The following is a 12,231-nucleotide window of genomic DNA, read 5'->3' on the forward strand; positions in this document are numbered from 1 at the left end:
CTTGGTCTGCGGATGTTGAAGCCGTCCTGGCAGCGGTTGAGATCAGCTTGACGAACCGCCGGATGCGTGGTTCGCATGTCCGGTGGTGTGGGAGGCGGGTCGGGCGACCCGACCCGCCTACCCGATTGCCCTACGGGCCTGTGTCCCGGTCCCCGTGTCCGGGACCGGCCGGGTTGCGGGGATACCCGGGTGGTGCCGGGATTCGGTCGGTCGCGAACCCCGAGGTTCCGGACTGGATTCGGTGCCCGAACGTCTCAGGGTGGTGCGGTCCTGCGTCCCGTATGTCGTGAACGATGCCGTGTCTGACCTGCTGCGAGCTGGGTGATGTGCGAAGCTGAGGCGGTTCGAGGGCGCAACGCCGGGTCTCCCGTGTGCGAACTGTCCCTGGGACGCGATAATCTCCCGTCCCGGGAATCTTGACGGTGCCCGGGTCGAGTGTTTACCCGCCTTGGGCGGGGGAACCTCTCCGGGTGTCCGTTGGCTCACATCCCCCGTGGGGCCAGGGCAGGCGCGCTGTTTCACCCTGATGGTCCAGGGCCTTCCCCCGGGGATGCGGGCTTGACGGATCGCCCTCGAGGGGTGATCCTGCCGGTGTCGTGAGTGGCGCTGTGGACCGTGGGTGGACAGCGGTGTGGTGTTCGGCTACACTGCTCTTTTGCGCTGCCCTTTGGTGATCCCTGTGCTGGGGTACGGCTTCCGCCATCCCAAATTCTGGATCCGGAAAGCCCGTTCCCGCTCGATGTGACCGTCTCAACCGCGTTGCGGCGGTCCTTCTCGTGACGGATCGTCTGGCGTGCGCGCTTCAACCGCCACAAGCCTTCGGAAGGACCCCTGTTGGCAGCCTCGCGCAACGCCTCCGCTAACGCCCTTGGTCCGCACCGCGTTTCTTTCGCCCGTATCCAGGAGCCCCTCGAGGTTCCCAACCTTCTGGCCCTGCAGACCGAGTCGTTCGACTGGCTGCTTGGCAACGACGCGTGGAAGACCCGGGTCGAGACGGCCCGCAATGCTGGCCGCAAGGACGTTCCGGAGCAGTCCGGTCTCGAAGAGATCTTCGAGGAGATCAGTCCGATCGAGGACTTCTCGGGCACGATGTCGCTGTCGTTCCGCGACCATCGGTTCGAGCCGCCCAAGTACTCCGAGGAGGAGTGCAAGGACAAGGACATGACCTACTCCGCCCCGATGTTCGTCACGGCGGAGTTCATCAACAACGACACCGGTGAGATCAAGAGCCAGACGGTATTCATGGGCGACTTCCCGCTCATGACCGTCAAGGGCACCTTCATCATCAACGGCACCGAGCGCGTTGTCGTGTCCCAGCTGGTCCGGTCCCCGGGCGTGTACTTCGACAAGTCCGTCGACAAGACCTCGGACAAGGACCTGTTCGGCTGCAAGGTCATCCCGTCTCGCGGCGCCTGGCTGGAGTTCGAGGTCGACAAGCGCGACTTCGTCGGCGTCCGCATCGACCGCAAGCGCAAGCAGGGCGTCACCGTCCTGCTCAAGGCGCTTGGCTGGACCACCGACCAGATCCTGGAGCGCTTCGGCCAGTACGAGTCGATCCGCAACACCCTGGAGAAGGACCCCACCGCGGGTACCGACGACGCGCTGCTGGACATCTACCGCAAGCTGCGTCCGGGTGAGCCGCCCACGAAGGAGTCGGCCCAGGCGCTGCTGGAGAACCTCTACTTCAACCCCAAGCGCTACGACCTGGCCAAGGTCGGCCGGTACAAGATCAACAAGAAGCTTGGTCTGGACACCGACTACACCCAGGGCACGCAGACCGAAGAGGACATCGTCTCCACGATCGACTACCTCGTGCGCCTGCACGCGGGTGAGGTCGAGAAGGAGACCGCCCTCGGTCCGCGCCCGATCGAGACCGACGACATCGACCACTTCGGCAACCGTCGTCTCCGTACCGTCGGCGAGCTCATCCAGAACCAGGTCCGCCTGGGCCTGGCCCGGATGGAGCGTGTCGTCCGCGAGCGGATGACCACCCAGGACGTCGAGGCCATCACGCCGCAGACCCTGATCAACATCCGTCCTGTCGTGGCCTCCATCAAGGAGTTCTTCGGCACCTCGCAGCTGTCCCAGTTCATGGACCAGACCAACCCGCTCGCGGGTCTGACCCACAAGCGGCGCCTCTCCGCCCTGGGTCCGGGCGGTCTGTCCCGTGAGCGCGCCGGCTTCGAGGTCCGAGACGTCCACCCGTCCCACTACGGCCGCATGTGCCCGATCGAGACGCCTGAGGGCCCGAACATCGGTCTGATCGGCTCGCTCGCAGCCTACGGCCGCGTGAACTCCTTCGGTTTCGTGGAGACCCCGTACCGCAAGGTGATCGACGGTCGCATCTCCGACGAGGTCTACTACCTGACCGCTGACGAAGAGGACCTCTACGTCATCGCTCAGGCCAACACGCCGATGAACCCGGACGGCACCTTCGCCGAGCGCGGCGTGCTCGTCCGCCGTAAGGGTGGCGAGTTCGAGCAGGTCAGCACCGACGAGGTCGACTACATGGACGTGTCGCCGCGCCAGATGGTGTCGGTCGCCACCGCCATGATCCCGTTCCTCGAGCACGACGACGCCAACCGCGCGCTCATGGGCTCCAACATGCAGCGCCAGGCCGTGCCGCTGCTCCGCGCCGAGTCGCCGTTCGTCGGCACCGGTATGGAGTACCGCGCCGCGACCGACGCCGGCGAGGTCATCGTCGCGGAGAAGGCGGGCGTCGTCGAGGACGTCACCGCCGACTTCGTCACCGTGATGGCCGACGACGGCTCGCGCAAGACGTACCGCATGGGCAAGTTCCAGCGCTCCAACCAGGGCACCTGCTTCAACCAGCGCCCCATCGTGACCGATGGCCAGCGCGTCGAGGCCAAGCAGGTCCTCGCCGACGGCCCGTCCACGGACCAGGGCGAGATGTCGCTGGGCAAGAACCTCCTCGTGGCGTACATGTCCTGGGAAGGGCACAACTACGAGGACGCGATCATCCTCTCCCAGCGCCTGGTGCAGGACGACGTCCTCTCCTCGATCCACATCGAGGAGCACGAGGTCGACGCCCGTGACACCAAGCTGGGCCCGGAAGAGATCACCCGCGAGATCCCCAACGTCAGCGATGAGGTCCTGGCCGACCTCGACGACCGGGGCATCATCCGCATCGGTGCCGAGGTCGTCGACGGCGACATCCTCGTCGGCAAGGTCACGCCCAAGGGTGAGACCGAGCTGACCCCGGAGGAGCGCCTGCTGCGTGCCATCTTCGGTGAGAAGGCCCGCGAGGTCCGCGACACCTCCCTGAAGGTGCCGCACGGCGAGACCGGCAAGGTCATCGGCGTGCGCGTGTTCAGCCGCGAGGACGGTGACGAGCTCGCCCCGGGCGTCAACGAGATGGTCCGCGTCTACGTCGCCCAGAAGCGCAAGATCACCGATGGTGACAAGCTCGCCGGCCGCCACGGCAACAAGGGCGTCATCGCGAAGATCCTGCCCCAGGAGGACATGCCCTTCCTGGAGGACGGCACCCCGGTCGACATCATCCTCAACCCGCTGGGTGTGCCCGGCCGCATGAACGTCGGCCAGGTACTGGAGGTCCACCTCGGGTGGCTGGCCAAGAACGGCTGGTTGGTCGAGGGCATGGAGGAGGCCTGGCAGAAGTCGCTGCACGAGATCGGGGCGGCCGAGGTCGATCCGAACTCCCGTGTGGCCACGCCGGTCTTCGACGGCTTGCACGGCGACGAGCTCAGCGGCCTCATCAAGTCGGTCCGCCCGAACAAGGACGGCAACCGCCTCATCAACAACGACGGCAAGGCCCTCCTGTTCGACGGCCGCACCGGTGAGCCCTTCGCTGAGCCGATCTCCGTCGGCTACAAGTACATCCTGAAGCTCCACCACCTGGTGGACGACAAGATCCACGCGCGCTCCACCGGCCCGTACTCCATGATCACCCAGCAGCCGCTGGGCGGTAAGGCGCAGTTCGGCGGTCAGCGCTTCGGTGAGATGGAGGTCTGGGCGCTGGAGGCCTACGGTGCCGCCTACGCGCTCCAGGAGCTGCTCACCATCAAGTCCGACGACGTGGTGGGTCGCGTCAAGGTCTACGAGGCCATCGTCAAGGGCGAGAACATCCCCGAGCCGGGCATCCCTGAATCCTTCAAGGTGCTCATCAAGGAGATGCAGTCGCTCTGTCTGAACGTGGAGGTGCTGTCCAGTGACGGTATGTCCATCGAGATGCGGGACAGCGACGAGGACGTCTTCCGCGCGGCGGAAGAACTGGGAATCGACCTGGGTCGGCGGGAGCCGAGCAGTGTCGAAGAGGTCTAACTTCCGCATTCTTCGAGAGCAGGGGACGAATTAAGTGCTCGACGTCAACTTCTTCGACGAGCTGCGCATCGGTCTCGCCACGGCCGACGACATCCGCCAGTGGTCGCACGGCGAGGTCAAGAAGCCCGAAACCATCAACTACCGCACCCTCAAGCCCGAGAAGGACGGTCTCTTCTGCGAGAAGATCTTCGGTCCGACCCGGGACTGGGAGTGCTACTGCGGTAAGTACAAGCGCGTCCGCTTCAAGGGCATCATCTGTGAGCGCTGCGGCGTCGAGGTGACCCGCGCCAAGGTGCGCCGTGAGCGGATGGGCCACATCGAGCTGGCCGCTCCGGTGACGCACATCTGGTACTTCAAGGGTGTGCCGTCTCGCCTGGGCTACCTGCTGGACCTGGCGCCGAAGGATCTCGAGAAGATCATCTACTTCGCCGCCTACATGGTCACGTGGGTGGACACCGATGCCCGTGAGCGCGACCTTCAGTCGCTCGAGGCCCGGATCTCGGTCGAGAAGCAGCACCTGGAGCAGCGCCGAGACTCCACCATCGAGGAGCGCCACCGCAAGCTCGAGGCCGACCTGGCTGAGCTCGAGGAGCAGGGCGCCAAGGGCGACGCTCGCCGCAAGGTGCGCGAGGGTGCTGAGCGCGAGATGCGCCAGCTGCGCGACCGCGCCCAGCGTGAGATCGACCGCCTCGACGAGGTCTGGAGCCGGTTCAAGAACCTCAAGGTCCAGGACCTCGAGGGCGACGAGATGCTCTACCGCGAGATGCGGGACCGTTTCGGGAAGTACTTCCGCGGCGGCATGGGCGCTCAGGCCATCCAGGACCGCCTGTCCAACTTCGAGCTGGACGCTGAGGCGGAGAAGCTCCGGGAGACCATCCGCACGGGCAAGGGCCAGAAGAAGGCCCGCGCCCTGAAGCGGCTCAAGGTCGTCTCGGCGTTCCTCAACACCACCAACAGCCCCATGGGCATGGTGCTGGACTGCATCCCGGTCATTCCGCCGGACCTGCGTCCGATGGTGCAGCTGGACGGTGGCCGCTTCGCAACCTCCGACCTCAACGACCTGTACCGCCGCGTCATCAACCGGAACAACCGCCTCAAGCGGCTGCTCGACCTCGGTGCCCCCGAGATCATCGTCAACAACGAGAAGCGGATGCTGCAGGAGGCCGTCGACGCGCTGTTCGACAACGGCCGCCGCGGCCGCCCGGTCACCGGTCCCGGTAACCGTCCGCTCAAGTCGCTGTCCGACATGCTCAAGGGCAAGCAGGGCCGTTTCCGTCAGAACCTGCTCGGTAAGCGCGTCGACTACTCCGGCCGTTCGGTCATCGTCGTCGGTCCGCAGCTGAAGCTGCACCAGTGCGGTCTGCCTAAGCAGATGGCCCTGGAGCTCTTCAAGCCGTTCGTGATGAAGCGCCTGGTCGACTTGAACCACGCGCAGAACATCAAGAGCGCCAAGCGCATGGTGGAGCGGTCCCGTCCGGTCGTGTGGGACGTCCTCGAAGAGGTCATCACCGAGCACCCGGTTCTGCTGAACCGTGCGCCGACGCTGCACCGCCTGGGCATCCAGGCCTTCGAGCCGCAGCTGGTCGAGGGCAAGGCCATCCAGATCCACCCGCTCGTGTGCACCGCGTTCAACGCGGACTTCGACGGTGACCAGATGGCCGTGCACCTGCCGCTGTCGGCCGAGGCCCAGGCCGAGGCGCGGCTGCTGATGCTGGCCACCAACAACATCCTCAAGCCGTCCGACGGCAAGCCCGTGACCATGCCCACCCAGGACATGATCATCGGCCTGTACTACCTGACGACGGAGAAGACCGGAGCGGTCGGCGAGGGTCGCGCGTTCCGCTCCCCGGCCGAGGCCATCATGGCCTACGACCTGGGAGACCTGGACCTGCAGGCCCGGATCCAGCTGCGTATCGCCGACGGTGCTCCCGCGCCGAAGGACTGGACGCCGCCGGAGGGCTGGGAGCAGGGCGACGTCTACGTGCTGGAGACCACCCTGGGTCGGTACCTCTTCAACGAGGCCACCCCGGTCGACTACCCGTACGTCAACTTCCAGGTGGGCAAGAAGCAGATCTCGACGCTGGTCAACGACCTCGCCGAGAACTACGCCAAGGTCCAGGTCGCCACGACCCTGGACGCCCTGAAGGACGCGGGTTACCGCTGGGCCACCCGGTCCGGTCTGACCATCGGTATCGAGGACGTCGTCGCGCCGCCGCGCAAGGCCGAGATCCTCGGCGGGTACGAGCGCAAGGCGGACAAGATCCAGCGCGAGTACGACCGCGGTCTGATCACCGACGACGAGCGCCGTCAGGAGCTCACCGAGGTCTGGACCCAGGCCACGGGCGAGGTCGCCCAGAACATGGAGGACAACTTCCCCGCCGACAACCCGGTGTGGATGATGGTCCAGTCCGGTGCGCGTGGTAACCCGATGCAGGTGCGTCAGATCGCGGGTATCCGCGGTCTGGTCTCCAACACCAAGGGTGAGACCATCCCGCGCCCGATCAAGTCCTCCTACCGCGAGGGCCTGTCCGTGCTGGAGTACTTCATCTCCACGCACGGTCAGCGCAAGGGTCTGGCCGACACCGCCCTGCGTACCGCTGACTCGGGTTACCTGACCCGTCGTCTGGTGGACGTCGCGCAGGACGTCATCGTCCGGGAGATCGACTGCGGCACCGACCGCTCGCTCTGGCACGAGATCGGTGAGAAGAACGCCGCCGGTGTCATCGTGCGCAAGCACAACGTCGAGAACACCGGTTTCGGCCGGACCATCGCCGAGGACACGCTGGACTCGGACGGCAAGCTCGTCCTGCCGGCGCTCAGCGACACCTCCGAGCAGAACATCGACAAGCTGGTCGCTCACGGGCTCACCCGCGTGCGTATCCGCTCGTCGCTGACCTGTGAGGCGAAGATCGGTGTCTGCACCACCTGCTACGGCCGCTCCATGGCGACCGGTAAGCCGGTGGATGTCGGTGAGGCGATCGGTATCATCGCGGCCCAGTCCATCGGTGAGCCCGGTACCCAGCTGACCATGCGTACGTTCCACATGGGTGGTTCGGCCGGTCAGGACATCACGCACGGTCTGCCCCGTGTCCAGGAGCTCTTCGAGGCCCGCATCCCCAAGGGTGTGGCTCCGATCTCCGAGATGGAGGGCCGGATCCGGGTCGACGACACGGAGAAGAGCCGCAAGATCGTCGTCATCCCGGACGACGGCACGGACGAGATCGGCTACCCGGTGCCGATGCGTGCGCAGCTCCTGGTGAGCGACGGCGACCACGTCAAGGTCGGCCAGCAGCTCATCCAGGGTGCGATCAACCCGCACGAGGTTCTGCGCATCCAGGGCCCGCGCGCGGTGCAGCAGCACCTCGTGTCGGAGGTCCAGGAGGTGTACAAGTCGCAGGGTGTGTCCATCCACGACAAGCACATCGAGATCATCGTCCGCCAGATGCTCAAGCGGGTGAACATCCTGGAGTCGGGTGACACCGAGCTGCTGCCCGGCGAGATGGTCGAGCGGCCCAAGTTCGAGCGGATCAACCGACGCGTCGTGTCCGAAGGCGGCCAGCCGGCCGCCGGACGTCCGGTGCTGCTGGGTATCACCAAGGCCTCGCTGGCCACGGAGTCCTGGCTGTCGGCGGCCTCCTTCCAGGAGACCACCCGGGTGCTCACCGAGAACGCGATCCACGGCAAGAGCGACCCGCTGCTCGGCCTGAAGGAGAACGTCATCATCGGTAAGCTCATCCCGGCCGGTACGGGTATTCCGCAGTACCGCAACGTCCGGGTGGAGCCGACCGAGGAGGCCAAGGCCTCGATGTACTCGGTCTCCGGTTACGAAGAGCCCAGCGAGTACACCTTCGGTCAGGGGTCCGGCGAAGCCGTCCCGCTGGAGGAGTACGACTTCGGGCCGTACAACCGGTAAGCGTCAACCTGTACGTTGGCTGATCTGACGGCGGCGGTCAGCCACCCCCACACCGGGGGTGGCCCCGCCGCCGTTTCGTCGTTGTCGGTTCGTACACTGCTGTGTGAACGGGGAGAGGGCGCTACGGCGCCGGCGGGAGAGCAGGCAAGTGACTGAAAACGGGGGCGGAGCGCCGGGCAACCGGAGGTCCGAGGAGGACGCGGATTCGTGGTTCAAGCCCAGTGAGAACCGTTTCCGCACGCAGTCGGAGTATCAGGACCCCATGGAACAGGAGGACGGCGAGGGCTCGGAGCAGGGCGGAGCGCCGTCCGGTGGCGCGGTCTTCCCCGACAGCGGGGGTTACTCGGGGCTGAGTGCCTCGCGGCCGGCCATGGTGGAGCCCTATCCGGAGGCGTTGGGCGGGCCGCCCACCACGCCTCCTGCGCCACCGAGTGACGCCCAAGCCCCGTTCGTCCCGGGTGCGATCTCGTACCCGGGCGCAGGTAGCGAGGCCTACAAGCCGGTGACGCGGGTCCCCGGGGAGCCGGACCCGCTGGGGTTCCCCGAGCCGGAGGGCTTCTCCGCATCGGAGGGGGTCTCCGAGCCGGAGGGCTTCCCCGCACCGGAGGGGGTCTCCGAGCCGGAGGGCTTCCCCGCACCGGAGGGGGTCTCCGAGCCGGAGGGCTTCCCCGCACCGGAGGGGGTCTCCGAGCCGGAGGGGTTCCCTGAACCGGTCCAGGCCGAGGAGCCCTCGGAACCGGTGGAGCCCGAGGGGTACGCCCCGACCGGCGGTTACCCGGGTATCGCTGCGAGCGCACGGGTTCCACTGCCTCCGGAGGAGCCGGAAAGCGAGCAGCCGTGGGCCGACGCTGCCACCGACACCGTGGGACCGTGGGAACGACAGTCCGACTCGTGGGCACCCCGGCCCGACCAGGAGCAGCCGCGCGAACGGCAGGACACGAGTGGCCTGGACAGCTGGTCGCCGGCGCCGGACCAAGGGGACGACTGGGAGAGCGGAGGCGCCTGGAAGGGTGCCGGAACCACGGAACCCTGGGCTGAATCGTCGGCCCCGCAATGGACCGAGCCGACCCGTACCCCGTCCTACGGCGGGGACCGCTACGACGACGAGCTTTCACCGCCGTCCTTCGCGGCCGTGCCCTCCGACGAGGGCGGGATCGGTAGCGGCAGCGGCAACACGTGGGCCTTCGACCGCAACGACCCGCGCCTGCCGGACGTCGTCCGCGACGCGGAGCGGCGCCGCAAGGAGTCGGCTCCGGAGGTTCCCTCGTTCGCCGACTGGGGTTCCGCACCGGCCGAGGACACCGCTGAGCCCCCGGCGGAGACCGACGACGGCCCCGACACGGGTGAGCTGTCCGCCGCCGTGGCGACCTCCACCGACCCCTTGGCTGCCATCGCCGACATGCAGTCGCGCGCGAAGGCCAAGGAGGTCCGGGACACCGGTGACGAGCCCGTCCCCGAGCCCGCGTGGGGCGAGGAGCCGCCCCGGTGGGAGAAGCCGTGGGGTGAGGCGCCCTCTGCCGAGCCCGCGTGGGACGAGCGCCCCTGGGACGAGGCACGCTCTGCCGAGCCCGCGTGGGACGAGCGCCCCTGGGACGAGGCACGCTCTGCCGAGCCCGCGTGGGACGAGCGCCCCTGGGACGAGGCACGCTCTGCCGAGCCCGCGTGGGACGAGCGCCCCTGGGGTGAGGCTCCCGCCGCCGCTGACGACTCCTGGCAGCCCGAGCCGCGGGGAGACACCCGGATGTTCCCGGCACCGGCCCCCGAGGAGGACCCCCTCGCACCGCGCGAGGCCCGAGAGCCCGAGGGCTACGGGACCGTCGGTTCGTCCTGGTCCGAAGAGCCGCAGCACGGGTGGGGCCAGGAGAGCGATCAGGCCTACGACGAGCTGGGCCGGGACGAACGTACCTACGATGAACTGGGCCCGGACGACCGTGCCCAGGACGAGTTGGGCTATGGCGTCCATGACCGGGGTGATCCCGGCTACGGGAGGACGGCTTACGACGAGCCGTCCTACGGTCAGTCCTCCTATGGTGAACCGTCCTACGGTGGAGCAGCCCACGGGCAGCAGCCTTACGGCGAACCGGCCTACGACGAGCTCGGCGCACCCGCGGAGGGCCGGAGCAGCATCGCACCCGGTGTCCCTTCCGACCTCGGATCGGTGCCGTCCTACGGAATGAGGCAACCGGAGCCCGCCTTCGAGCCCCAGCCGGACTGGGACGCTGCGGAGCCCGGGGAGCCCTCGTTCGAGGCGGAGGCGCCGGAGTCGGAGTACGACGACGGCTTCACACCGGCCGACTACGGGATGACGGAACAGCCCCGGCCCGCCAAGCGGCGCCGGGACCGGGCAGTCGAGGACTTCCCGGGTTTCGACGACAGCCCCCTGGGCGGGGACGTGGGCGACGCCTACCCCGGTTACGACAGCATCGACTACCTGGCGGACACCGAGCCCGGAGCCAATGTCACCCTGTGGCTGGGTGTGGCGTCGCTGATCCCGGGCGTCGGCGTGATCACGGCGCTCCTGGCGCTGTTCGTCACCGGCCCCAAGGCCAAGAAGGCGATCGGTGAGTCGCGGGGCACACTGGACGGCCTCGGTCTGATCACCACGGGCACCGTCTTCTCGGTCGTCGGCATCGTCGTGACCGTGATTTCGGTCGCGATTCTGCTCGCGCTGTAGCGTCTCGGCCGCTTCTGGGGGATAATCTGTCCTCTGGGAGCGGCCGTTTAGGCATTACCGGCCCCTCAACCGCCCCTCGGCGGAAAACTTGGGGCGAAACGAGTCCGGAAGCGCGTAGACTGGTTCTGACCCACGGTTACGCGAGATCCGGTTCCGCTTGTTCTCGCCATGTCGCACACCGTTTTGACCGCTTGTTCGGTTAGCGGTAGCCTGTGTGATTGTGCCCGTGAGTCGACGGGTCACACGTGCGTGTGCGGCGCCCCGGACCTCTGTCAGGACGGACGCAAGGCGCGCGGCGCATGTGAACCCCCTCCTGTGAATCGGCCGTTCGGTCGGGTGTGCATCCATCCACCATGCGTGGGAACGAGTGCGACACGCCCGACCCCGGGGGCCGGGGAGGTTCGGGAAATTCAGCAGGTCAATAGCGATATCGGCTACGAGAACCGGCGTAGGTCACGAGGAAGACGGAGACGCGGTGCCCACCATCCAGCAGCTGGTCCGCAAGGGCCGACAGGACAAGGTCGCAAAGAACAAGACCCCGGCGCTGAAGGGGAGTCCGCAGCGTCGTGGTGTGTGCACGCGTGTCTACACCACTACGCCGAAGAAGCCGAACTCCGCTCTGCGTAAGGTCGCTCGCGTCAAGCTGAGCAGCGGCATCGAGGTCACGGCCTACATCCCCGGCATTGGTCACAACCTCCAGGAGCACAGCATCGTGCTGGTGCGCGGCGGTCGTGTCAAGGACCTGCCGGGTGTCCGCTACCGAATTGTCCGCGGCTCGCTCGACACCCAGGGTGTCCGGGGCCGCAAGCAGGCCCGTAGCCACTACGGCGCCAAGAAGGAGAAGTAAGCATGCCGCGCAAGGGCCCGGCGCCGAAGCGCCAGCTCATCACCGACCCGGTTTACGGCTCGCCGCTCGTCACCGCACTGATCAACAAGGTGCTCCTCGACGGCAAGCGCTCCATCGCTCAGAGCGTCGTCTACGACGCCCTGGAAGGCGCCCGGGAGAAGACCGGTCAGGACCCGCTCGTTGTTCTCAAGCGAGGCCTGGACAACGTCAAGCCCGCGCTGGAGGTCCGCAGCCGCCGTGTCGGTGGCGCGACCTACCAGGTGCCGGTCGAGGTTCGCGCCTCCCGGTCCACCACGCTGGCCCTGCGCTGGCTGGTCTCTTACTCGCGCAAGCGTCGTGAGAAGACCATGACCGAGCGACTGATGAACGAGCTGGTCGACGCCAGCAACGGTCTGGGCGCGGCTGTCAAGAAGCGTGAGGACACGCACAAGATGGCCGAGTCGAACAAGGCCTTCGCCCACTACCGCTGGTAACCCCGCGGCGAATCGATTCCTT

At 67.2% G+C, this 12,231-nt stretch carries 5 protein-coding genes; all 5 read left to right on the forward strand.

Going from position 1 to position 12,231, the window contains the following annotated elements:
- Window positions 1-834: 834 nt before the first annotated feature.
- The 5 genes from rpoB (at window position 835) to rpsG (ending at window position 12,209) form a co-directional block, all read left to right on the forward strand.
- Window positions 835-4,302 carry a DNA-directed RNA polymerase subunit beta gene (rpoB, locus tag ACYVDG_RS07250; protein WP_460747619.1) on the forward strand — a complete coding sequence of 1,156 codons (3,468 nt, stop codon included), beginning with the start codon at window positions 835-837 and terminating at the stop codon, window positions 4,300-4,302.
- Between the two features lie 34 nt (window positions 4,303-4,336).
- Window positions 4,337-8,215, forward strand: a complete 3,879-nt coding sequence (locus tag ACYVDG_RS07255) for a DNA-directed RNA polymerase subunit beta' (protein WP_460747620.1) — start codon at window positions 4,337-4,339, stop codon at window positions 8,213-8,215.
- A 262-nt stretch (window positions 8,216-8,477) separates the two neighbouring features.
- Window positions 8,478-10,889 (forward strand): DNA polymerase III subunit gamma/tau domain-containing protein, encoded by a 2,412-nt coding sequence (locus ACYVDG_RS07260; protein ID WP_460747621.1) that lies wholly within the window; start codon window positions 8,478-8,480, stop codon window positions 10,887-10,889.
- Window positions 10,890-11,364: 475 nt separating this feature from the next.
- Window positions 11,365-11,736, forward strand: coding sequence for a 30S ribosomal protein S12 (rpsL, locus tag ACYVDG_RS07265; RefSeq protein WP_014912437.1), 372 nt, complete (start codon window positions 11,365-11,367; stop codon window positions 11,734-11,736).
- 2 nt (window positions 11,737-11,738) lie between these two features.
- Window positions 11,739-12,209, forward strand: coding sequence for a 30S ribosomal protein S7 (gene rpsG, locus ACYVDG_RS07270; protein WP_460747622.1), 471 nt, complete (start codon window positions 11,739-11,741; stop codon window positions 12,207-12,209).
- Window positions 12,210-12,231: the final 22 nt, after the last annotated feature.

The sequence above is a fragment of the Nocardiopsis oceani genome (genome assembly GCF_054777395.1).

Excerpts from the sequence above, each read along its gene's own strand:
- ACYVDG_RS07260 (WP_460747621.1), top strand. The coding sequence starts at position 8,478 with ATGGAACAGGAGGACGGCGAGGGCTCGGAGCAGGGCGGAGCGCCGTCC.
- rpsG (WP_460747622.1), top strand. The coding sequence starts at position 11,739 with ATGCCGCGCAAGGGCCCGGCGCCGAAGCGCCAGCTCATCACCGACCCG.